Source organism: Staphylococcus sp. HMSC061G12, from assembly GCF_001838465.1.
GTDB classification, from domain to species: Bacteria; Bacillota; Bacilli; order Staphylococcales; family Staphylococcaceae; genus Staphylococcus; species Staphylococcus simulans.
On the sequence record NZ_KV837149.1, the window covers coordinates 14090 to 38763 of the forward strand.

General features: G+C 35.6%; 22 protein-coding genes. 19 read left to right on the top strand and 3 right to left on the bottom strand.

Annotated elements, in window-relative coordinates:
• Positions 1-72 precede the first annotated feature (72 nt).
• From tarB to tagD, 3 genes are all read left to right on the top strand, one after another.
• Positions 73-1164 carry a teichoic acid glycerol-phosphate primase TarB gene (gene tarB, locus HMPREF2937_RS10045; protein ID WP_070864496.1) on the top strand — a complete coding sequence of 364 codons (1092 nt, stop codon included), beginning with the start codon at positions 73-75 and terminating at the stop codon, positions 1162-1164.
• Positions 1161-2219, top strand: coding sequence for a glycosyltransferase family 2 protein (locus HMPREF2937_RS10050; RefSeq protein WP_023015445.1), 1059 nt, complete (start codon positions 1161-1163; stop codon positions 2217-2219). The genes tarB and HMPREF2937_RS10050 overlap by 4 nt, the downstream gene beginning before the upstream one ends.
• Before the next feature lie 84 nt (positions 2220-2303).
• Complete coding sequence (tagD, locus tag HMPREF2937_RS10055) at positions 2304-2702, top strand: glycerol-3-phosphate cytidylyltransferase (protein WP_002481425.1); 399 nt, start codon at positions 2304-2306, stop codon at positions 2700-2702.
• A 75-nt stretch (positions 2703-2777) separates the two neighbouring features.
• Here tagD and pbp4 read toward each other — a convergent pair whose 3' ends face one another.
• Positions 2778-4067, bottom strand: a complete 1290-nt coding sequence (pbp4, locus tag HMPREF2937_RS10060; protein WP_060803714.1) for a penicillin-binding protein PBP4 — start codon at positions 4065-4067, stop codon at positions 2778-2780.
• Between the two features lie 233 nt (positions 4068-4300).
• Here pbp4 and HMPREF2937_RS10065 point away from each other — a divergent pair, with 233 nt between their 5' ends.
• From HMPREF2937_RS10065 to HMPREF2937_RS10105, 9 genes are all read left to right on the top strand, one after another.
• Entirely contained in the window at positions 4301-6031 is a 1731-nt protein-coding gene (locus HMPREF2937_RS10065) for an ABC transporter ATP-binding protein (protein ID WP_070864497.1), read from the top strand.
• Positions 6032-6335: 304 nt separating this feature from the next.
• Positions 6336-7565, top strand: a complete 1230-nt coding sequence (locus HMPREF2937_RS10070; RefSeq protein ID WP_070864498.1) for a NupC/NupG family nucleoside CNT transporter — start codon at positions 6336-6338, stop codon at positions 7563-7565.
• A gap of 410 nt (positions 7566-7975) precedes the next feature.
• The gene (locus tag HMPREF2937_RS10075) at positions 7976-8812 is read left to right on the top strand and encodes a YitT family protein (RefSeq protein WP_002481429.1); all 837 of its coding nucleotides are present in this window, start codon (positions 7976-7978) and stop codon (positions 8810-8812) included.
• A gap of 293 nt (positions 8813-9105) precedes the next feature.
• The gene (locus HMPREF2937_RS10080; RefSeq protein ID WP_023015441.1) at positions 9106-9912 is read left to right on the top strand and encodes an ABC transporter ATP-binding protein; all 807 of its coding nucleotides are present in this window, start codon (positions 9106-9108) and stop codon (positions 9910-9912) included.
• A 73-nt stretch (positions 9913-9985) separates the two neighbouring features.
• Positions 9986-10930, top strand: a complete 945-nt coding sequence (locus HMPREF2937_RS10085) for a FecCD family ABC transporter permease (protein WP_373879076.1) — start codon at positions 9986-9988, stop codon at positions 10928-10930.
• Positions 10927-11943 (top strand): FecCD family ABC transporter permease, encoded by a 1017-nt coding sequence (locus HMPREF2937_RS10090; RefSeq protein WP_070864500.1) that lies wholly within the window; start codon positions 10927-10929, stop codon positions 11941-11943. Before HMPREF2937_RS10085 ends, HMPREF2937_RS10090 begins: the two co-directional genes overlap by 4 nt.
• Positions 11944-12058: 115 nt before the next feature.
• Positions 12059-12559: a hypothetical protein gene (locus HMPREF2937_RS10095; protein ID WP_002481433.1), complete on the top strand. Its 501-nt coding sequence runs from the start codon at positions 12059-12061 to the stop codon at positions 12557-12559.
• 326 nt (positions 12560-12885) lie between these two features.
• Positions 12886-13953: a YkvI family membrane protein gene (locus HMPREF2937_RS10100; RefSeq protein WP_023015440.1), complete on the top strand. Its 1068-nt coding sequence runs from the start codon at positions 12886-12888 to the stop codon at positions 13951-13953.
• Positions 13954-14181: 228 nt separating this feature from the next.
• On the top strand, positions 14182-15210 hold the full coding sequence (locus HMPREF2937_RS10105) for an alpha/beta hydrolase (protein ID WP_070848315.1): 1029 nt from the start codon (positions 14182-14184) through the stop codon (positions 15208-15210).
• A gap of 156 nt (positions 15211-15366) precedes the next feature.
• On the opposite strand, the gene HMPREF2937_RS10110 is transcribed toward HMPREF2937_RS10105, so the two are convergent.
• Positions 15367-15873, bottom strand: coding sequence for a GNAT family N-acetyltransferase (locus tag HMPREF2937_RS10110; RefSeq protein ID WP_002481436.1), 507 nt, complete (start codon positions 15871-15873; stop codon positions 15367-15369).
• A 207-nt stretch (positions 15874-16080) separates the two neighbouring features.
• Between HMPREF2937_RS10110 and HMPREF2937_RS10115 the strand changes: the two genes are divergently transcribed.
• The 6 genes from HMPREF2937_RS10115 (at position 16081) to HMPREF2937_RS10140 (ending at position 22565) form a co-directional block, all read left to right on the top strand.
• A complete protein-coding gene (locus HMPREF2937_RS10115) occupies positions 16081-16761 on the top strand; it encodes a response regulator transcription factor (protein ID WP_070864501.1) in 681 nt (226 codons plus the stop codon).
• On the top strand, positions 16748-17791 hold the full coding sequence (locus HMPREF2937_RS10120; protein WP_060803711.1) for a sensor histidine kinase: 1044 nt from the start codon (positions 16748-16750) through the stop codon (positions 17789-17791). Before HMPREF2937_RS10115 ends, HMPREF2937_RS10120 begins: the two co-directional genes overlap by 14 nt.
• Before the next feature lie 90 nt (positions 17792-17881).
• Entirely contained in the window at positions 17882-18643 is a 762-nt protein-coding gene (locus tag HMPREF2937_RS10125) for an ABC transporter ATP-binding protein (protein WP_002481439.1), read from the top strand.
• Positions 18633-20531 (top strand): FtsX-like permease family protein, encoded by a 1899-nt coding sequence (locus HMPREF2937_RS10130; protein WP_070864502.1) that lies wholly within the window; start codon positions 18633-18635, stop codon positions 20529-20531. The genes HMPREF2937_RS10125 and HMPREF2937_RS10130 overlap by 11 nt, the downstream gene beginning before the upstream one ends.
• Before the next feature lie 395 nt (positions 20532-20926).
• Positions 20927-21544, top strand: coding sequence for a DUF47 domain-containing protein (locus HMPREF2937_RS10135; protein ID WP_002481441.1), 618 nt, complete (start codon positions 20927-20929; stop codon positions 21542-21544).
• A gap of 13 nt (positions 21545-21557) precedes the next feature.
• The gene (locus tag HMPREF2937_RS10140; protein WP_002481442.1) at positions 21558-22565 is read left to right on the top strand and encodes an inorganic phosphate transporter; all 1008 of its coding nucleotides are present in this window, start codon (positions 21558-21560) and stop codon (positions 22563-22565) included.
• Between the two features lie 216 nt (positions 22566-22781).
• On the opposite strand, the gene HMPREF2937_RS10145 is transcribed toward HMPREF2937_RS10140, so the two are convergent.
• Positions 22782-23576 carry a CHAP domain-containing protein gene (locus tag HMPREF2937_RS10145; protein ID WP_061054879.1) on the bottom strand — a complete coding sequence of 265 codons (795 nt, stop codon included), beginning with the start codon at positions 23574-23576 and terminating at the stop codon, positions 22782-22784.
• Positions 23577-23934: 358 nt separating this feature from the next.
• On the opposite strand from HMPREF2937_RS10145, the gene HMPREF2937_RS10150 reads away from it, so the two are divergent.
• On the top strand, positions 23935-24582 hold the full coding sequence (locus HMPREF2937_RS10150) for a Bax inhibitor-1/YccA family protein (RefSeq protein ID WP_070626168.1): 648 nt from the start codon (positions 23935-23937) through the stop codon (positions 24580-24582).
• The last annotated feature ends 92 nt before the right edge of the window (positions 24583-24674 follow it).

Below are 24674 nucleotides of genomic sequence, written 5' to 3' on the forward strand. Positions count from 1 at the left end.
TTATTTAAGAGTAAACTCCAAGCATGTTTTAGCGTGTTTGGAGTTTTTTTAAAATAAGCAGAGGTGAAAAACATGAGACAAGTCATCAAGAAGCTGTATTTAACCATTATCAATGTATTTAATACATTATGGTTCAATAAAAAAATCGATACGCATCATATTGTGTTGTTTATGAGCTTTAAAGAAGATATATGGCCTTTAGTTCAAAGGTTTCATAATGAAGGTTACCGTTTAACTATCATCGGTAAAGAAAAAGATAAAAAACAAGTTGCACAATTATCAGGTGTTGATTATGTCATCAACAGTAATAAAAACGTTATTGCGCAATTAAAAGCATTAGCCACTGCTAAAGTTATTTTTGTCGATAATTACTATTTGTTAATGGGAGGTTATCGCAAGAAAAAAGGGCAGACTGTCATTCAAACATGGCATGCGGCAGGCGCTTTAAAGTACTTTGGCCTAAAAGATCATGCGGTCGATTTGTCTAACAAGAAAATGGTAGATCAGTATTTGAAAGTATATCATGCGACAGATTACTATCTCATAGGCGGCGACCCAATGGAAATTTGTTTTAGAAATGCTTTTAGTGCAACACCTGAACAAATGTTACGCTTTGGTTTGCCTAGAATGCAACAGTACTTTACAGTTAACTTAGAACAACAAAAAGAAAAGTTGAAACAACAGTATGGGATTAAAGATAAGCTTGCAGTATATGTACCGACATACAGAGAACATCAAGCAGCGAACAGAACGATTGATGCACAACATTTTGAACAGGAGTTGCCAGGCTATACAATTATCAATAAATTACATCCATCTGTAAGACAAGGGTCTACATCTGATATTGAGACACAACACTTGTTCTTGATGGCAGATGTCATCATTACAGATTATAGTTCACTTGCGATTGAAGCGAGTTTATTGAATAAACCTGCCTTATTTTATGTTTACGATCAAGCGGAATATGAAGCGGATCGTGGTTTAAATCATTACTATTGGCAAATTCCTGAAAACTATAAAGCATATAATGAAGCAGAGTTGCTGCATAAATTAAAAGAAGGTTTAGAACATTATCCGCCGCTCTTTAATGAATGGCATGATTACAATACGGATGAAACTTTAAATCAGATATCAAATTATATAAAAGAATTGGTGAAACGATGAAAATTTCTATTATTATTCCAGTTTATAACTCAGAAGAAGTCATTAAGAAAGCAGTCAGTTCCATTGATACGAAATACGATCATGAAATTATTTGTATTAATGATGGTTCTACAGATGGCACACTTGAAGCACTTGAAACAATTCAAAAAGAAAATAAGCACGTCAAAATTATCAGTCAATCTAACAAAGGCGCAGCGGCTAGCCGTAATGTCGGCTTATCTCATATTACAGGCGATGTCTTCATGTTTTTAGATGCTGATGATGAATTTTTACCGAGCCGTATCGATGTGATGGCACGTCGTTATGAACAAAATGACGATGTTGAAATCGTGATTGGACAAACAGGACGTGATTATCATGGTGAATGGCGTACTTTCCCGACACATGAAGAAATTAAAAAAGATGAAGTTGTGAATTTAGCGCAATGCCCAGCGATGCTGCAATCTATCGGACCAAGAGATAAGATGTTCAGCGCACGTTTCAAAGATTTACGTTTTGATGAGGACATTGTTTTTTGTGAAGAACATACATTTATGGCACACGCATTTAATCAAGCACATGATATTCAATTGTTACCAGATATTATTGCGGGCTATAATGTACGTGAGAATTCGATTACAGCACGCAGTGTTGAGCGTTTCTTTGATTATATGCACGATGCTTATATTGTACGTGGTCGCGTGATGGATTACTTGAGACTTCGTAATGTACAACAATATTACAGCTATCGTATGGATGAATTGATTGTCAGCTATATGCTTCAAGCTTATGTGACAGAAAAACCAAAAGTGACACAAGAATTATTAGATACAGTTATCCAATACATTGAAGGTATGCAAAAGACGCATTATGATGGCGATGCATTATTTAGAATTGTCAAAGTGATGGAAGGCGGCTGTAAAGGTTGGACGTTGCATTATTATCGTCAATGGCGTGAAGCGTTGAACAAAGTAGGCATCGGACGTCCGAACTATTTAGCGTTCAAAGCACAATTAGTGCCTAAACAATCAGCTTTTAGAGGGCGTGCTGCTTTAAAAAGCGCGTTAAAAAAATAAGCAAACTTACAATTTTAATATGAATTGAAGTGTGAAATGTGTTATTTTTTTACAGTAACTAAAATTGTGAAGGAGGGTTTAAATTTGAAGAGAGTTATTACGTACGGTACATATGACTTATTGCATTATGGTCATATTGAATTACTGAGAAGAGCGAGAGAAATGGGAGATTACCTGATTGTGGCACTCTCTACAGATGAATTTAACCGCATTAAAAATAAAAAATCTTACTACAATTATGAACAACGAAAAATGATGTTGGAATCTATTCGTTATGTAGACTTAGTCATTCCTGAGGATGATTGGGGTCAAAAAGAACGTGATGTGGAACGTTATGATGTAGATACTTTTGTCATGGGTCATGATTGGGAAGGAGAATTCGACTTCTTAAAAGACAAATGCGAAGTGATTTACTTAAAACGTACAGAAGGTATTTCTACGACACAAATCAAAAAAGAATTATATGGTAAAGATGCCAGATAAAATAAAAACAGAGGTATAATCGCCAAGGCTTGGCAGTTATACCTCTGTTTTTGATTTGTATTTAAAATTTCAACATTATTTCTTACGTCCGAATGATGAAATAATCATATAAACGACGATGGCTAGTGCTGCGACAATAAATGCAACACCAAGGCTCGTTAGAATCGGATGTGTACTCCAAGAAGATTCTGCGAATGTTGTTGCTTTTCGCATCAATGGACGTTGAACATCTACTGATGGTGGGCCATAATCTTTTGAGATAAATTGTCGGTCATAGTCTAGATGAAGCTTGCCATCTTCTACGACGAATTTATAATCTTCTTTTTTAAGATTGCTTGGAACAACATCGTATAAATCTTTTTTCACGTAATAGGTTTTATTATTGATTTTGTGTTGTCCTTTAGACATAACTTTAACGTATTTATATTGTTCAAATGAACGATTGATTAAACTGTTACCCATTTTATTACGTTCTTTATCTCCGCCTAGATGTTCGAAGTCGCCTGCACCCATCATAGCTTGATCAATACGGAAGCCATCACGCTTAGTACTTAATGTGTGGTTGTAATCAGCGATGTCGCTTGATCCGGTTTTTAAACCATCTGTACCAGGTAAGCTCAATTCAGAACCTTCAAGCGACCAGTTGAACGTATAATATGTTACACCGTGTTGAGTTGGTGAGATTGCTTTAGTAAATTTAAGCACTTTAGGTGTATCTTGCACGACACGTTGTGATAAAATCGCGAAATCTCTTGCGGTTGATGTACTAGACATTTCATCTTTATAACGTTTTGGCGCAAAACTTTTTAATAAGTTATTTTCAGCGCCTGTCGGATTTACAAAGTGTGTATGGTTCATCCCGATTTCTTTAGCTTTTTCGTTCATCTTGTCGGTAAAATCAGAAGTGGAATCAGAAACTTCATTTGCTAAAATCAATGCAGCCGCATTACTAGAGGCTGAAACCGTAATTTGAAGCAATTCACTGATGGTATAAGTTTCACCAGGATATAATTTGGTATTACTTAACTCTGGAAGGGTAGACATCGCATAATGTTTATCAGTGATTTTCACTTTGTCATCTAACGATAATTTACCTTCTTTAACAGCTTCTAACGTCAGGTACATTGTCATCAATTTCGTCATTGAAGCGGGGTACCATTTCTTATCCATATGATAGCTGTAGAGTACTTGTCCGGTTTGACTAATGTTCACAGCACTTTCTGGTTCAAAACCTTCTCCAATATTTTGACCACGTTCATTAGCGATTTGGACAGGTGATTTGGTTTCAGTGTCCGCATCAGAAAATGGTGTTATAATGGTACTTACGAAGAATATTAACAGTGTCAGTATTACTATCTTTTTCATTATGTATGTTTCAGTCCTTCAACAATAATAGTTTCACAGTAAAACTATTTTATCATAAAAGTAGTTTGATACAAGGGAACAATAAATATATGAAAATTATGCCTATTTTAGACGTCAGTCTGACGGTTGTCTGACCGAAGGGTGCCCGGACGTCTAAAATCATGTGAAAAGTCGGGACTATGCATCATAATTTAAGAAGAAACATAAAACTATAATTGAGGTAAGCGTGAAAAATGAAACAGACTAACAAAACATCTAATCCACTCTTATTCTTATTGAAGAAACTGACATGGCCAGTCGGCTTGATTGCGATTGCAGTATCTATTTCTTCCTTAGGGAGCATCAGTGGTTTAATTGTCCCTTTATTTACTGGAAGAATGGTTGATAAATTTACTGGCGAATCCTTCAACATGCAGTTTATTTTAATCTTTATTGCTGTGTTTGCGTTGAATGCAGTCTTAAGCGGAATCGGCTTATACTTATTAAGTAAAATCGGTGAAAAAATTATTTATGTGATTCGTACTGTTGTATGGGAACACATCATTCGTTTAAGAATGCGTTTCTTTGATGTGAATGAAAGTGGACAGTTAATGAGTCGTTTAACAGATGACACTAAAGTAATTAATGAATTTGTTTCTCAAAAATTACCGAATGTGCTGCCTTCTATTATCACATTAATCGGTTCATTGATTATGTTGTTTATTATGGATTGGCAGATGACGCTATTAACTTTTATTACGATTCCTTTATTTGTGATCATTATGATCCCTTTAGGACGTGTCATGCAGAAAATTTCTACGCGTACACAAGCAGAAATTGCTAACTTCAGTGGTTTGCTTGGACGTGTATTAACGGAAATGCGTTTAGTTAAAGTTGCCAATACGGAACAAGTTGAACTAGATAAAGCACATATAAATTTAAAAGAAATTTATAAGCTGGGTCTGAAACAAGCGAAAATTGCGGCAGTCATCCAACCGATTTCCGGTTTGATCATGTTGTTAACAATCGGGATTATTCTTGGTTTCGGAGGTATCCGTATTTCATCAGGCGCGATTACTGCAGGAACACTTGTTGCGATGATTTTTTATGTTATTCAAATGTCGATGCCGCTTGTGAACTTGTCGACATTGATGACAGATTATAAGAAAGCAGTCGGAGCAAGCAGCCGTATTCATGAAATCATGCAAGAACCGTTAGAAGAAGTCTATATGCCTACGGGTCAATCTTTAGGTAATGGTGACATCGCATTTAAAGAAGTTTCATTTGGTTATGATACAAAAGAAGTCTTACATGATTTGAATTTTGATATTCCAAAGGGTAAAGTAACTGCATTTGTAGGGCCATCAGGATCAGGAAAAAGTACGATTTTCAATTTAATAGAACGAATGTATGACGTGACACACGGAGACATCCTTTATAATGATGTTTCTATCTATCAATTACCGCTATCGGATTGGCGTAATAAAATTGGTTATGTCATGCAGTCTAATGCGATGATGAGCGGTACAATTCGAGATAATATCTTATATGGTATCAACCGAAAAGTGACAGATGCTGAATTAATGCAGTATACACAATTAGCGAACTGTCACGAATTCATTACAGATTTTGATGAGGGATACGATACCTTAGTCGGTGAACGCGGATTGAAACTTTCTGGTGGTCAACGTCAGCGTATTGATATTGCGCGCAGCTTTGTGAAAAATCCTGATATTTTATTATTAGATGAAGCGACCGCAAATTTAGATAGTGAAAGTGAAAGAAAAATTCAAGAATCATTAGAAACATTAATGAAGGAACGTACAACTGTGGTAATCGCACACCGTCTTTCTACCATTATGAAAGCTGATCAAATTATCTTCTTAGATGGTGGACGTGTGACGGGTATTGGTAAGCATCATGAGTTAATGCAGTCGCATGAAAAGTATAAAGAATTTGTGATGACACAAAAACTGACAGATTAATGATAAAGGTTGAGACAAGAAGAAAAGTCTCAACCTTATTTTTATAACAAAAGAGATATATAGACGAATTATGACAATCATATTTATTGCAAGAATTTTTGTTTCATTTCTCAAAAATCTAATTCAAAGGTAACAACCAACATGATATACTAAAAAAGCACTTAAATTTTTTACAATTTGTAAATACGAAATATCTCAAGTAACAGGCGGACATTGTAAGGATTATAGGGAATGCAATCGGGAGGTTATGATTCTGTCAGTGTAGACTTGTACATAATAAAATAATAGAAATGGCGGGTGTAAAATGTATTTACTTATCAACATTGTTGGTTTGATTGTATTTTTAGGTATTGCAGTGCTCTTCTCTAGAAATAGAAAAGCGATCCAATGGAAATCAATTGGTATCTTAGTCATTGTAAACTTATTCTTAGCATGGTTCTTTGTCTTCTTCCCATGGGGAAATATGGCAGTTTCTAAAATGGCTGATGGTATTGCATGGTTGATTGAATCAGCGAACGCTGGGACAGGCTTTGCGTTCAACAGTTTTGTAGAAACAAAACAAATGGATATGGCGGTTGCAGCCTTATTCCCAATTTTACTCGTAGTACCTTTATTCGATATTTTAATGTACTTTAATATTTTACCTAAAGTTATCGGTGGGATTGGTTGGGCATTAGCTAAAATTACACGTCAACCAAAATTCGAATCATTCTTCGGTATCGAAATGATGTTCTTAGGGAACACAGAAGCATTAGCTGTTTCAAGTGAACAGTTAAAACGTATGAATGAAATGCGTGTACTAACAATTGCGATGATGTCTATGAGTTCAGTATCTGGTGCAATTGTCGGTGCGTATGTAACGATGATTCCAGGCGAACTTGTGTTAACAGCAATTCCATTAAACATTATCAATGCGATTATTGTTACTTCTATCTTAAACCCAGTAACAGTTGAAGAACGTGAAGATGTGATTTACCACATCCAACAAGAAGGTGTAGAACGTCAACCGTTCTTCTCATTCCTTGGAGACTCAGTTATCAACGCTGGTAAATTAGTATTGATTATTATCGCATTCGTAATCAGTTTCGTAGCATTAGCAGACTTAATTGACCGTTTACTTCACGTACTTTCAGGTACAGTAATTGGTTGGTTCAATGTCAAATTCAGCTTTGGCTTAGACCAAATTTTAGGTGTCATCATGGTACCTTTCTCATTATTACTTGGTCTACCTTGGAGCGAAGCATGGCCAGTTGCACAACAAATGGCTAAGAAGATTGTCACAAACGAATTCGTAGTCATGGGACAAATTTCTGATGCGGTTAAATCATATGATCCGCATAGACGTGCAGTTATTTCTACTTTCTTAGTATCATTTGCGAACTTCTCAACAATCGGTATGATTATCGGGACATTAAAAGGTATTGTTGATAAGAAAACATCTGATTTCGTTTCGAAATATGTACCTATGATGTTATTGTCTGGTATTTTAGTTTCATTACTAACAGCAGCATTCGTAGGATTATTCGCTTGGTAAGCGTAAGATAGAAGCATTGTATTCGGTAGTTGTTACTGAATATGATGCTTTTCTTTTTTAGGCAAAATGAAAACAGGTGAATGAATGTGGGGAGACACAAACATTACCTGCTTTCAACGGGAAATGAATTTGATGCACGTAATCAGTAAGGACTAGGTACTGATGGTGCATTCGAGCGAAAATTTTGCTTGTTTATTGTAAACAACACAAAGGAGATAACTTCCTTAATCTCTTGATTAAGGAAGTTGAAATTTATTATAGCAAAGCTTCAACACAAAGTAAACAAAATTTTCAGAATAATTAATTTAATATTAATAAACACTGTGATTCAGGGGTTTCACATTGTTGGTTAAGAGCGCCTGTGCTAGTATTTATCTTATCTACACAATTTAATAAGGGGGCGATTGGATTTGAAACGAAGAACATGGCGTGACCTCGCACTCGTAGTATTTGGTTCATTTATGTTCTCTGCAGGGGTCAATACATTCATTATTTCCGCACAATTAGGGGAAGGCGGCGTAACGGGACTATCCATTGTATTTTATTATGCTTTTCACATTTCGCCAGCTATCACTAACTTTGTGATGAATGCGATTTTAATTGCGATTGGTTATAAGTTCTTAAGTAAGCGAAGTACGTATTTAACCATTCTTGCAACAGTGTTAATTTCAGTCTTTTTAGGACTGACTGAATCTTGGCATGTTGAAACTGGCAACATTATTGTGAATGCCATTTTCGGGGGTGCTTCAGTCGGATTAGGTATTGGCGTTATTGTACTTGCAGGGGGAACGACAGCAGGTACAACGATTTTAGCACGATTAGCACATAAATACTTAGACGTCAGCACATCTTACGCGTTGCTATTTTTCGACTTAATCGTTGTGGCGATTTCATTTACTGTGATTCCAGTCAATAAGTTATTGGTAACGATTATTTCACTTTATATCGGTACGAAAGTTATGGAATTCGTTATTGAAGGTTTAAATACGAAGAAGGCGATGACTGTAATTTCAAGCCGACCTGATGAAGTGGCGAAAGTTATTGACCAAAAAATCGGACGAGGGGTTACGATTATAGATGGTCGCGGTTATTACTCAAAAGAAGACAAAGAAATTTTATATGTGGTTATCAGTAAAACACAAGTTTCAAAAGCGAAACGCTTAATTCGAAAAATTGATGAGAATGCCTTTTTAGTCATCCACGATGTGCGTGATGTATATGGTAATGGCTTCTTAGTAGATGAATAAAGGATGAGAAATCGAGGCGGTAGTCTCGATTTCTTGCGTTTTAGTACATAAGAATTGTTAGGAAATCGCTCCAAAAAATGTTATAATATAGCCTATGATAATGATTATCAATTACAAGGCTGTAGTTGATAAAAGTATGAAAGCTTTCACGATAATATTTACAGGTCGTAATTATAAATAAATGCAATGAGATAAGAAATAGAAATAAATTCTGCGGCAGACCTTGAAAAGAGACAGGTGTTTCGGCAACTGTATTTAAGGTTCATGTCGTATCCAATGGAGGATGAAGTATATTGGCAAATCGTTTAAATGGTCAGCACGTAACAATCGGATATGGGGATCATGTGATTGTTGATAACCTAGATGTAGAAATCCCTGACGGCAAAGTTACGTCTATTATCGGACCTAACGGTTGCGGTAAATCAACATTACTAAAAGCATTATCTCGTCTTTTATCCGTTAAAGGCGGAGAAATCACATTAGATGGTAAAAATATTCATACACAATCTACGAAAGAAATTGCGAAGAAAATCGCTATTTTACCACAATCACCAGATGTGGCAGATGGTTTAACAGCAGGCGAATTGGTTTCATACGGCAGATTTCCACACCAAAAAGGTTTTGGCCGCTTAAGCGCTGAAGATAAAGCTGAAATCGATTGGGCGCTTAAAGTAACAGGTACGTATGATTTTAAACACAGAGCTATTAATGATTTAAGTGGCGGTCAAAGACAACGTGTATGGATTGCGATGGCTTTAGCACAAAAAACAGATATTATTTTCTTAGACGAGCCAACAACGTATTTAGATATCAGTCACCAATTAGAAATTCTTGAATTAGTTCAAGAATTGAACCGTGAACAAGGTTGTACCATTGTAATGGTGTTACATGATATCAACCAAGCGATTCGTTTCTCAGATCATCTGATTGCGATGAAAGCAGGCGAAATTGTTTCGAGCGGTGAAACACAAGAAGTCTTAACGAAAGATATTTTAGAAAGATGTTTCAATATAGATGCAGAATTAAGTACAGATCCACGTACAGGTAAACCGATGTTAGTCACATATGATTTATTGTGTAAACATTATTCGAAAGTATGAGGCACGGTAAATGAGTGATAAAGAGAGAAAAGAGAAGTATCCCAGATTTATATTGTTATTACTTTTATCATGTATGATGTTAGGGACAATGTTGGTGCTCTCCATTTTATATGGAGATGCGCCCATTCGTCTTGGGACGATTTATGAAGCGGTTTTCCATTATAACCCTATGAATGAACAGCACAACATTATCAGTGAAATTAGAATACCTAGAGACTTAGGTGCAATACTTGTAGGTATGGCGCTTGCGGTAGCTGGAGCAGTTGTTCAAGGTGTGACTAAAAATGGTTTGGCAGACCCAAGCTTAATCGGCTTGAATGCTGGTGCCAGTTTTATGCTCGCTTTAACATATGCCTTTGTACCGCAAGCTTCTTTTAGTTTATTGATGCTTGCAGGTTTTATCGGTTCAATATTAGGCGGTACAATCGTATTGATGATGGGCCGTTCTAGAACTGATGGGTTCAATCCTATCCGCATTATTTTAGCAGGTACTGCTGTCAGTGCATTCTTGACGGCTTTAAGCCAAGGCATTGCATTAACTTTTAAATTGAATCAAGACATCAATTTTTGGAGCATGGGCGGTGTTTCTGGCACAACTTGGGTTCAATTGAAATGGAGTACCCCTGTTATTTTAGTGACGATCGTTTTGTTAATCTTACTAAGTCGACAATTAACAATTTTAAACTTAGGAGAAAGCTTAGCTAAAGGCTTAGGACAAAATGTGCGCGTAATTCGTACAATCAGCTTAATACTAACGATGCTGTTAGCAGGTGTTGCTGTAGCAATGGTCGGACAAATTGCCTTTGTCGGTTTAATCGTGCCACATATTGTACGCTTTTTAATTGGTACGGATTATGCGAAAGTGATTCCGTTAACTGCTGTTTTAGGCGCATTTTTAGTTCTTTTAGCAGATACCGTCGCACGTATGTTAGGAGATGCGCCAGTCGGTGCGATTGTTTCCTTTATTGGCGTGCCTTACTTTATCTATTTAATTAGAAAAGGAGGTCGCTCAATATGATAGAAGATAAATTACGAAGACGTCAGTGGCTGGCTTTATTAATAACTAGTGTCCTTTTGTTTGCGGCCTGTGTTTGGAGTATCACGTCAGGTGAATATCAAATGTCAGTCGGCACGTTCTTTAAAACTTTATTTGGTTTAGGTGACTATACGGACAGTTTGATTCTACTAGATTTTAGACTGCCGAGAATGTTAGTAACGATTCTGGCAGGTGCTGCATTAAGTTTAAGCGGTGCGATGATGCAGAGTGTAACCAATAATCCACTAGCTGAACCTGGTATTTTAGGTATTAATGCAGGAAGCGGCTTCTTTATCGCACTCTTTATTGTCATCGGACAAGTGAGTGCAGATAGCTTTATCTATGTTTTGCCAATACTGAGTATGACTGGCGGTATTTTAACTGCATTAATTATTTTCTACTTCAGTTATTCTAAAGAACGCGGTATGACTCCAGCTAGTATGGTCTTAGTCGGTGTCGGTTTATCTGCCGCACTCTCTGGCGGTTCGCTGACATTGATGTCTAAATTTGATAAAGACCAAGCAGAGTTTATGGCAACATGGCTTGCGGGTAATATATGGGGTGATGAATGGCCGTTTGTCATCGCATTATTACCATGGTTGATTGTCATCATACCGTTCCTGTTTATGAAAGCAAATACATTAAATATCTTGAATACTAATGACCTATTAGCACAAGGCTTAGGTGTAAATGTCAGACGAGATCGTATGATTATTTTACTGGCTGCTGTTGCTTTATCATCAGCAGCTGTAGCGGTGAGTGGTGCTATCAGCTTTATTGGTTTAATGGGACCGCATATTGCGAAAACGATTGTGGGACCAAGACATCAACTCTTTATGCCTTTAGCAATTGTTGTTGGCTCGTTCTTACTAGTATTCTCGGATACAGTTGGTCAAGTGATTTTACAACCATCAGGTATTCCAGCTGGTATTGTCGTTGCGTTAATCGGTGCACCTTATTTCTTGTATTTAATGTATCGTACACGTTCATTGTAATTTAACGTAATGAAATATTGTTATACGTTATAGTAATTGATGTGAAATCCAAAAAAATATGGTAAACTAATACTAATTGTAGATAAAATCTGTTCAACAATAGGAGGACATTGGCATGAAAGATTTAATCAAGCGACATGTCTTAAACGGCGAATTTGAATCTGTGAAACGATTAATGTCCGAATCAGATTTTATGGAATTTGAAGAACATTACATTTCAAGTGCGCATGAAGCAGAAAGTGTTATGTTTTATACGTGTATCTTAGATATGATCAAAGATGGAGAAACAGCTGAAATGCATGATTTAGCATTCTTACTCCTTGTTTATCCATTAAGTGACTTAGAAGGTGCATTGGATTCTGCTTACTATCATGCAGAAGCTTCCATAAAACTCACTGAGGGCAAAGAAGTGAAGAGTTTACTACAAATGTTGTTGCTCCATGCAATTCCTGAACCTGTTATTTCTGATAAAAAAGCTTTCGATATTTCTAAGCAGATCTTGAAATTAGATCCTAATAATAACGTAGCCCGTAATATCCTTAAACAGACAGCGAAACGAATGGATAACGTGGTGGTCAGCATTGATGAACTGAACCAAAATCGTGATGCAAAATAATGAATTTAAAATGAATTAAAGGGTATCTCACATGAGGTATCCTTTTTGTTTTGCACAAAAAAGATATTTATCCATAAGTTTTACTAATGGGTATGTTTACAAAGTTTAATGAGTAATTCTATCAAATTGAGGGTAATTTATTGTTGTGTTTGGGTAATTACACTTAACGGCTATTGCGCAATTGAGTGTTTTATTGTTACTATATACTTTTCATGGAATAAGTAATGGCCTTTTTCAGAAAAAGACAGAAACATAAGCTATGGATAGTAAGTATTAACGTTGGCAAGCATTGTTTTTAATTACACGAGGAGGTATTCAACGTTATTATGACGTTTAATAAAGAAACAGTAAAAATTGGCTTTGCCTATGTCGGTGTAGTCGTCGGCGCAGGTTTTTCAACAGGCCAAGAAGTTATGCAATTCTTCACTGAATATGGTCTATGGGCTTATATCGGTGTTTTAATTTCAGGTATTATCTTAGGATTCATCGGAAGACAGGTCGCAAAGATAGGGACAGCTTTCGATGCTGAAAACCACGAATCAACTTTGGCATATTTATTTGGAAAATACGTTGGACGGATCGTCGACTATATACTGGTCTTCTTCTTATTCGGAATTTCTGTCACAATGATTGCAGGGGCAGGTTCTGCATTCCATGAAAGTTATGGCATCCCTACATGGTTAGGTTCACTGATTATGGTAATTGCTATTTATATTACATTACTTATGGACTTCAATAAGATTGTCCGCGCACTTGGTGTGGTAACACCTTTCTTAATTATCTTAGTGATTGTGATTGCAGGTGTTTACCTATTTAAAGGTCAAGTGCCATTTAATCAAATTAACGCAGAAATGCCTAAGACAAGTCCGCTTTGGGGCATTATCATGGGAACAGTTTACGGCGGTTTAGCGTTTGCGGTAGGATTTAGTACAATCGTCGCTATCGGCGGTGACGCAAGTCGTAGAAGAGTATCAGGTGCCGGTGCAATGTTCGGCGGTATCATTTATACGATTCTGTTAGCATTGATTACATTTGCATTGCAAACTGAATTCCCAGCAATCAAAGAAGCGGCTATTCCAACATTGACATTAGCGAATGGTATTCACCCAATCGTAACAATTGTATTGTCAATTGTGATGTTAGCCGTAATGTACAACACAATTTTGGGTCTGCTTTATTCATTCGCAGCAAGATTCACAACACCTTATAGCAAAAAATATCACATTTTAATCGTGATTATGATGCTTGTCGCTTACGGATTAAGTTTCGTAGGTTTCTCAAGTCTGATCAACTTCTTATACCCAACAATGGGTGTTATCGGACTTGCGATTGTTATTGGCGTGTTAGTGAAATATTTCAAACGTAAAAAAGAGAATGAACAACATATCGCATAAATTGCCCAATGTGTGACATTTACTAGATATAGCAGAAAACTTATGAATAATGAAGGTCAACTTACTGCTTGTAAGCAGTAATGATGAAAACAATAGGTATAGCGCAGCTGATTTTGCTGCGCTATTTTTCTTGATTTCACCCTTTGAGATGACTTTAAATATAAAGTACAATAAATACAAATTGGAAATTATCTTGCCGATAGAATAAAGAGAGGACTTGGTAATCAAATGAACAGTCGAAGAAAAAAATGGCTGGCAATCGGTGCGATTATCTTCGTGTTATTAGGCATCGCTGTCGGTGTTGGTATAAAACTTTATATGGACTATCAGCATAAACAAAACATGAAACCTAAAGTCGCGATTAACAATAATAATGTAAAGGTCTTTAATAATATTACATATAGTAAAGCATTCCCGAAGAGTCAGCTTGATATCATCACACCAGCAGAATTAGATAAAGATGTGAAATTACCAGTGATTTTTTGGATGCATGGCGGCGGCTTTATTGCGGGTGATAAACAATATAAAAATCCATTGTTGGCAAAAATCGCAGAACAAGGCTATATTGTAGTGAATATTAACTATGCTTTAGCACCACAGTACAAATATCCGACCCCTTTAATTCAAATGGATCAAGCTGTAAAATTCATTAAAAAGAATCCGCATGAATTGCCGATTGATTTTACGCAAGTGGTGTTCGGCGGCGACTCAGCAGGTGCACAGTTATCCAGTCAATTTACTGCGATTCAAACAGATGAACAGTTAAGAAAAGATATGCACTTTAAACAACGTTTCAAACCGAAAAATATTCGTGCAGCTATCTTTTTCGGTGGTTTCTATAACATGAATACAGTCAGAGAAACAGAGTTCCCACGTATTCAACTCTTTATGAGAAGTTATACTGGTACAGAAGAGTGGGAAAGTGAATTCAGAGATTTATCTGAAATGTCGACAGTGGAACATGTCACAAAAGATTATCCACCGACTTTCTTATCTGTTGGGGATGCAGATCCATTCTTCAGTCAAAATCGAGAATTTGCAAGGGTCTTAGAAGAAGACGGCACATCAGTCGATACATTCTTCTTTGATGGGTCACACCATTTAAGACATCAGTATCAATTCCATTTAAACTTACCGGAATCAAAAGAAAATCTAGTCTCTGTACAACGTTTCTTAAGTAGAAATACAAGCTCAACAACGATTAAAAATCCAGATGAGCAATTTGAACCGATTCAATTAAATCCTTATAAGGATTAGTATGTTAAAAACAGATCATATTTTAAAAGAAGTATCACAAAGTAATTGGCTTTGTAGATACTTCTTTTTGTTATAAGATAATAAGTGGGTTATATGTAAAATAGAAAATGAAAGTAATAAAAAACCTGATATGTTTGTGACATATCAGGAGAAATATTAGTGCAATAGTTTAGCCATAACGTATTCACTATAGTATTTATTATCTATTTTGAGTTTATCGCGCATTTCGCCTTCAATTTGATAGCCTGCTGATTTGAATAAATCTACAGCATGCTCATTTTGAGGGACAACTAATGCTTCTAAACGACGAATATCGTGATTGTATGCCCATGCATCCACTGCATTTAATAATGATTGTCCAACACCTTTGCTGCGGTATTGTGCGCGAATACCAAGACGCACGCGTGTTTCGTGGCGTGTACGTTCATATTCGCGAGATGTGACAATCGCAAAACCAATCAACTTACCGTCGATTTCTGCAAGATAAATAGTATTCGATGGAGAAGTGATAAAATGTTCAAGCTGTTGTAATGCACTTGAAAGAGATGGCACATATTCGCCAGGGCTATACAGCATATAGCTAGATTCATCATAGATATCTTTTAATAAAGCAATATATGCATCTGCATCATTGATACTTATTTCTCTAATCGTATGTTCCATAGACACCCTCCATAATATAAGGTAGTATTACACTGAGTATAGCGTAAATGACGATTGTCTGCATCGTTTTTAGTTTCATTTTACTTTAAAATGATAGAACGCAATGATTGTTAGAGAATCGCACAAAGATAAGTGTAAAATAAAAGTTGTGAAATGTAAATGAAACAGTTTTGAAATAATTTCGAAATAAAAATAATAGGTGATAACATGAAAATTTTATTGGTAGAAGATGACAAGTCCTTATTTGAACAATTAAAAAAAGAACTAGAACATTGGGATTTGCAAGTGTCTGGTATTGATGATTTTAATCAAGTTATGGAAGCATTTGAACAGGAACAACCAGAAATTATTATCATGGATGTAGAGTTGCCGAAATATGACGGGTTTTATTGGTGTCGTGAAATACGTAATCAATCGAATATACCTATCTTATTTTTATCAGCGAGAGATAATCCAATGGATCAAGTTATGAGTATGGAACTAGGGGCAGATGATTTTATGCAGAAGCCTTTCTATACTAATGTCTTAATCGCGAAGCTTAAAGCCATATATCGCCGTGTATATCAATTCAATCTAGAGGAGCAACGTATGTTGTCATGGGGCGATGTTCAAGTGGACCTTGGTAAAGGCGTATTAGAGAGAGGAAATGAAACCGCACATCTTTCTAAAACTGAAATGCTTATTCTAGAGATTTTATTAAAACATCGTAATCAAATTGTCAGTCGTGATGAGATCATTACGGCGTTATGGGATGATGAAGCGTTTGTGAGTGATAATACGTTGACGGTTAATATCAATCGACTACGTAAAAAGTTAGCATACTTTGGATTAACTAATGCGATTGAAACACGGGTCGGCAAAGGATATTTAGCACATGACAATATTTAAACGTATCTCAAATTACTTAGTCTCTCGTTTGAATTGGTTGGCGTTGATTGTTGGCTTTCAAATCTTTTTAGTGATTTTAGCTGTACTAGATCAAAATTTATCTGTTGAATCTATGCTTTATGTCATTTTATGCAATGTTATCTTCACATTGGTGTTCCTCATTTTTTCTTACAACTATGAAACTTCGTTCAACAAAAAATTGTCTGAAATGAAAGAAGTTGAGGAGTTGAAGCATAAAGAAGCGGCCAATACTCCGATGGAAGAAGAAGTCTTACAATATTTATATCTGATGATTCAAAGACAAAAACAAATTGTATCTAGGCAATCTGTGCAATTAAAAGAAAATGAACAAAGCCTAACGGAATTTGTGCATGAAATTAAAACACCTTTAACCGCATTGAAATTAATCATTGATCAAGAAGAAGATATGACTCGTCGACAAGCTTTATTGTTTGAATGGTCACGCATGAATGAAATGTTAGACCAACAATTGTATTTATCACGATTAAGCCAAAAGCACCAAGATTTATATTTTGAAGTCGTTTCATTAAAACGTATGGTGATTGAAGAAATTCAGCTAACACGTAATATTTGTAGACAGCGCGGTATTGGGTTCGATATAGACTTTAATGAAGAAGATAAGGTCTTTACAGATATGAAATGGTGCAAGATGATGATTCGCCAAGTCCTTTCAAATGCGGTGAAATACAGTCAAGCGGGTACAGAGATACAAATCATCACTAAAGAAGTCGAAGGACATATTGTGCTTGAAATCAAAGATACAGGACGCGGAATTGCTTCTCAAGATATGCCGCGCATATTTGAACGTGGTTTTACGTCAACACAATACCGCCACGAGACAACTTCTTCAGGTTTAGGTTTATATTTAGTGGATCAAATCAAACAGCCATTACATATACAAGTATCGGTTGATTCTATTGCAGAAGAAGGGACAACAGTCTCTTTTATCTTCCCTAAACAGAACGAAATGTTAGAACGTATGTCTGAAGTGACAAAATCGTCACTTTAAACATGCGTTTTGTAATATCAAATCAACGACCATAAAATCACTTATGCGTACACTATAAATACAAGAGTTAAGAAAAAAGGAGCGCAAAAAATGGAAATTCTAACAGTATCCAATTTAACAAAAGTATTTGGAAATAAGCATGTGGCGCATGAAGTGCTGAAAGGCATCTCGTTTAAAGTTGAAAAAGGTGAATTCATTTCAATTATGGGACCGTCTGGTTCTGGTAAAACGACATTATTGAATATGTTAAGCTCCATTGATTATATAACACAAGGTTCAGTGGAACTTAACGGACATCAATTGCAGAAATTAAGTAACAAAGCACTGTCAGAGGTGCGTAAAAAAGAAATCGGCTTTATTTTCCAAGATTATAATTTATTAGACACGTTGACAGTTAAGGAAAATATTATGTTGCCGTTATCTATTCAAAAGTTATCCAAAAAAGAAGTGGATGCACGATTTGATGAAGTGACAGAAACATTAGGTATCAGAGATTTAGCAAATAAATATCCATCTGAAGTTTCAGGTGGTCAGAAACAAAGAGTTTCCGCAGCCCGTGCATTTATCACACGTCCAGCAATTATCTTCGCAGATGAACCAACAGGGGCGTTAGATTCTAAAAGTGCACAAGATTTATTAAGACGTTTGAAAAATATGAATGAACGCTTTGATACGACTATTTTAATGGTGACACATGATCCGGCAGCAGCCAGTTATTCAAACCGTGTCATCATGTTGAAAGATGGTCAAATACATTCTGAGCTATACCAAGGTGAACGTTCTAAACAAGCGTTCTATAAGGAAATCATTCAAGCACAAAGCGTCTTGGGCGGTGTGTCTTATGACGTTTAGACATATTGTATTAAAGAACTTAAGACAAAACATCAGACATTATGGTTTATATCTTTTTTCTCTCATAATGAGTATTTCCTTGTACTTTAGCTTTGTGACATTAAAATATACAGAAACAATCAATAATAGTGAATCTTCGAAATTAATTCAAAAAGGCGCGAGTTTAGGTAGTGTTGTACTGTTCATTATCATTATAATCTTTTTAATGTATGTGAATCAGCTCTTCATTAAACAAAGAGATAAAGAACTTGGACTCTATCAATTAATCGGATTAACGAAAGCAAATGTAGTTCGTATGTCGATGTTAGAGCAATTTGCGATATTTGTTGTCACAGGTCTTGTCGGCATAGTTGTCGGCTTAGTAGGGTCTAGAATTTTATTATTGATTGTGACGAAATTAATGCAAATGAATGAAACGGTACATTTGCATTTTAGCTTAAAAGCAGTAGGCGCAACGGCATTGATGTTAGTAATTGCGTACATCTTAGTTATTGTTCAAAACGCAATCTTTATCAAACGACGTTCCATTTTAGGATTAATGCAAACTCGTCGTACGGCTGATGTGAAATCAAATAAAATTACAGTACTTGAAGCAATCAGTGGGATTGTAGGGCTTGCGATGATTATTTCAGGATATGTTATGGCGGTTGATACAAAGCTTTTAGTGAATATGGCTATTCCGTTTTTAATTTTATTCCTGACAATTGTCGGTGCTTATTTATTCTTTAGAAGTACGGTATCTTTATTATTCAAGACATTGAAGAAAAGAAAAAAAGGCCAAGTTTCAATTAATGATGTCATTTTCACGTCATCTATTATGCATCGTATGAAAAAGAATGCCTTATCTTTAACTATTATTGCGGTCATTTCTGCGATTACAGTAACTGTACTTTGTTTTAGTGCTATACAAATGAAGATGGAAAAAGTGCAACTCAATATGTTTTCGCCATATGATGTGACATTACAATCGAAACATGATGTGGATTTATATGAAAAAGCATTAAAAAAACATCATATCGATTATGACTTAAATTATAAAAAGCTGTTGATGGTACAGTCTCAGAAGAATAATTTATTTAAGAAAAATGTCGGATACGAGATAAGTATTCGCGTCACAAGTGAAAAATATGTCGACAATGCAGGACTCTCTGATCATACCGCAAAACTTTCACATCCTTTTGGAACAGGTATGCTCTTAAAACCGATTACTAACGATTCATATGTAGCATTTCAAGATAAACAAGGACAACAACTCTTCCGTGTGAAAGTACAAGACACTGAACTTGATACACGTTTCAGCTTGCTTACGTTACGTGGCGGTGTGTTGGTAATCGTCAATGATGAAGACTATCGTTTATTGAAAGAGAAAGGGCAAATAGATAAAGATGACCTTTCTCCGCAATATGGCTTTACTATTACAGATAAATCTCAAATGAAAGAAGCTTCGAAAGCATTGAATGAAGTTGATCCAGGTTATGAGACAAAAGAAGAAATAGCTAAGGATAATAGAGAAAATAATGGTATGTTCTTATTCATATCATCATTCTTAGGTATTGCTTTCTTAATTGCGGCAGGTTGTATTATCTACATTAAACAAATGGATGAAACAACAGATGAAATCGGTAACTTTAAAATATTGAGAAAGCTAGGTTATACACAAAATGACATGCGTCACGGTTTAAAACTTAAAATCATGTTCAACTTTGGTTTGCCATTGATTGTAGGTTTGGCACATGCATACTTTGCATCATGGGCATTCTTGAATTTGATGGGATCTGATGCTCATTCTCCAGTCTTTATCGTAATGGGAGTTTATACATTGATTTATGCATCATTTGCGATTATCGCTTATATACACACAAAACGTACTATAAAACAGTCAATATAGTATAGAATAGTAAACTTACTTCGAAAACTTGAAATAATGAGTTTTCGGAGTATTTTTTTGGATTGGAATGTGTAAGAATGGTGAAGTTAGGTAAAAATTTTTAGAGAGGAAGTATTTACTTTTCGCTTAGGATTGTGGAAATTTTGAAAACTTAGCGAAGTAATCGGACATTACAATTATGTTCAATTGTTAAGATTTTGTAAATAGAATTGTAGTGTTGTAAATTTTGTGCTATTTTCTTTTTAGGAAGGTAAAATTTATTTGAAGCTAGTGTGAAGATGGTATACATATTAGTTTCAAAAGTATCACACGATTACTTTTTACAATTATATACTTTTGAGTTCAAATTTATGAAATGTGATTGGGAAGCAATCGCTGAAAATGGAGGATTTTCAATGTTTAACAAGAAAAAGGATAAGTTCATGGTTAAATTGGAGGAAATGGTATTCAATTTAGATCGCGCAGCAATTGAGTTCGGGAAAATGGACTTTAACACACACCTAGATTTAAAAGCTTATTCTGATAATATCAAAACGTATGAGTCACACGGTGACGAATTAATGCACCAAGTAATCTCAGACTTGAACCAAACGTTCATTACCCCAATCGAGCGTGAGGATATTTTATCTTTATGTAACGCTATTGATGATGTTTTAGACGCAATGGAAGAAACATCAGCAATGTTCGAAATGTATTCAATCGAGTATTCAGATGAATACATGGCTGAATTTGTAGATAATATTCAAAAAGCAGTAGCTGAAATGAAATTAGCTATCGGCTTATTAGTAGAAAAGAAACTTTCTCACATGCGTATTCATTCAATTAATATTAAAGAGTTTGAAACAAATTGTGACGGTATTTTAAGACAATCAATTAAACATATCTTCAATAGTGAAACAGATCCAATCACATTGATTAAAATTAAAGACATATATGAAAGCTTAGAAAACATTGCAGATAAATGCCAAGCAGTCGCAAATAATTTCGAAACAATTATCATGAAAAATAGCTAAGGAGTAATATAAAATGGATTATATTATAATTATCACTGTAGCTATCGTTATTTTTTCATTGGTGTTCGACTTTATTAATGGTTTCCACGATACAGCGAATGCGGTAGCTACTGCAGTGTCGACAAGAGCACTGACACCAAAACGCGCAATCTTTTTAGCAGCGATTATGAACTTTATCGGTGCATTAACATTTACAGGTGTAGCAGGGACAATTACGAAAGACATTGTGGATCCATTTAAATTGCAAAATGGATTAGTCGTGGTATTAGCGGCTATTTTCGCAGCGATATTCTGGAACTTGTTAACATGGTACTTCGGTATTCCAAGTTCTTCATCACATGCCTTAATCGGTTCGATTGCAGGTGCAGCGGTTGCATCTCAAGGTTCATTTTCAGTGTTGCATTTCCAAGGCTTCACTAAAATTATTATTGTGCTGATTGTATCGCCATTGATTGCCTTTTGTGTAGGTTTCATTATGTATAGTATTGTTAAAGTCGTATTTAAAAATGCGAATTTAACAAAAGCTAACCGCAACTTTAGAATATTCCAGATTTTCACAGCATCATTACAATCATTCTCACATGGTACAAACGATGCGCAAAAATCAATGGGTATCATTACACTAGCTTTAATTGTTGCGAACTTACAAGATGGTAACAATGTTGAACCGCAATTATGGGTTAAAGTAGCCTGTGCTGCCGCTATGGGTCTAGGTACAGCAGTAGGTGGTTGGAAAATCATCAAAACTGTCGGCGGTAACATTATGAAGATTCGCCCAGCTAACGGGGCTGCTGCAGATTTATCTTCAGCATTAACAATTTTCGTCGCATCTTCTTTACATTTCCCATTATCAACAACACACGTTGTATCTTCATCTATCCTTGGTGTAGGGGCATCTAACCGCATCAAAGGCGTTAAATGGAATACAGCGCAACGTATGATTGTGACTTGGGTAATTACATTACCAATTTCAGCATTCGTCGCAGCAATGATTTACTGGATTATGAATATTTTCTTATAATCATTCTCAATCATTGAGACATAAACATAGAGAACATTAAATAGAAAGCGGATCATTTTCTGATTTTGAAAATGATCCGCTTTTTTGCGATAAATCGGGCTTAGAACTATATAAAAGCTATTGAGGCGCTCAGTTTGATTAGCATGTTACATCATCTATTGGTTTCCAAATTTAAGCCAAAATAAAAAGACGATGCGTCATCGTCTTTTTAGATTATTAATGAATGTAGTTATAGCTAGAAGCCATTGAAGCAGGAATTGTACGGTAGTCGACAATGCCTGGAGGTGTATTGTAGTTCATTTCAGAAATTAAAATGCTGCCATCACCATTCACTTGTTCTACATATGCAACATGACCGATTGGTCCTTCATAGTTTTGCATAATTGAACCAGCTGCAGGTGTGTTGTTTACTGTGTAACCGTCAGCTTGTGCATTGTTTGCCCAATGATCTGCGTTCCACCAGTATGTACTGATTGGTTGGCCTGTTTCAGCACGACGATTGAATACATGCCAAGTACATTGTCCCCAGTCATATAAGTTAGCATGATTAAATGTCGGTGATTGGTTCGTTGCAGGTGTAGCTGTAGGAGTACCGCCTGAACCACCAGCTGCGCCAGAAATTTTTAATTGTTGGCCAGGGTGAATTAAATAACCATTTAAGCCGTTAGCTGACATGATTGCCTCAGCAGATGTACCGTATTGATTAGCAATGATATTTAATGATTCACCAGCTTGCACTGTATGTGTGCCACCAGAAATGTTAACAGTCGCCCCTGTATTTGAACTTTGACTGCTGCCATTTACTGTAATGACTTGGCCAGGGAATACCATATTATTCGATAAATTGTTATCTTGTTTAATGCTTTCGATAGAAGTGCCGTATTCTTGTGCAATAGACCAAAGTGATTCACCAGCTTGTACTGTATGCTGTGTCGATGCATCAGCATCTTGTTGAGTAAGCGCTAAGGCTGCACCTGTTGCAACTGAAAATGTAACTGCTAACTTTTTCAAATGAGATTCCTCCTCTAATAAGTTTGGTTCAGTAATTATACATTCGTTTTATACTTACTATGTAATACGAATATCAATCATTATTTCTATACTTCCACATCTTATCAAAAATATGCGGTGATTTGTCGGTTGTTACGTGCTTGTAATAATTTTTAATAAAACCTGAATTGTCTAAAATTCAGAAAACACTAGACAATATAGGGTTTATTGAAGAAAAATTTGGATTTTGACAATACTAATGTAATGTTTGTAATGAAAAATGACAATACATTAAAGCGCTTTGAAGATTTATAATTGCTAAATCAGAAAGTGGAAATCAGAATACACTCTATGAAATAATAATTAACAAATAGTTTCAATGAAGGAGTTGAACAACTTGGTAAACGCAACACATACTACCTCTAAATCGAGTGCTTATGCGAAGGTTTGGCTTTACTTTATGTACTTTTGGATTATTTTTGGTATTGGTACATATTTTGGCCAGTATCTGCCTGATGCTTGGAGAAGACCACTCTCTATCGGTTTGACGGTATTAATTTTGATTTCGTTATTTGTGAATCGATCACGTAAATTCGGCTTTTTAATTTCTAATATATATGCTGTAGCAATTGGGTTATTAGCTTATGCTGCATTTACGACATACATGCAGAATTTGGGTCCAGAGTTATTTTATAAAAACGTAGCACTTGCAGTAGGTGCCTTTATTGCGTTTGGTGTCATTGGATACTTTTTCGTGCAGAATGCATCAAGTATCGGCAAATATCTATTTGTAGTATTAATCGCGTTAATTGTGGCCACTTTAATTGGTTTCTTTGTGCAAAACCCGATTTTTTATACTGTAATCAATGTTGTAGCAGTTGGTTTATTCTTGCTGTATACATTGTATGACTTTAACAGATTGAAACGAGGACAATTTGCACCAAGTGAAATGGGCTTTAATTTATTTGTGAACTTATTGAATATTATTATTAATATCTTAAGTTTAGCTAATCGTTTTAGAGATTAATATCATCAAGAATAGGACTGGAACAAAGAAAAACAATGTTCCAGTCCTTCATTATATTATACAATCTAGTTATCATTGATAAGAATAGTGCG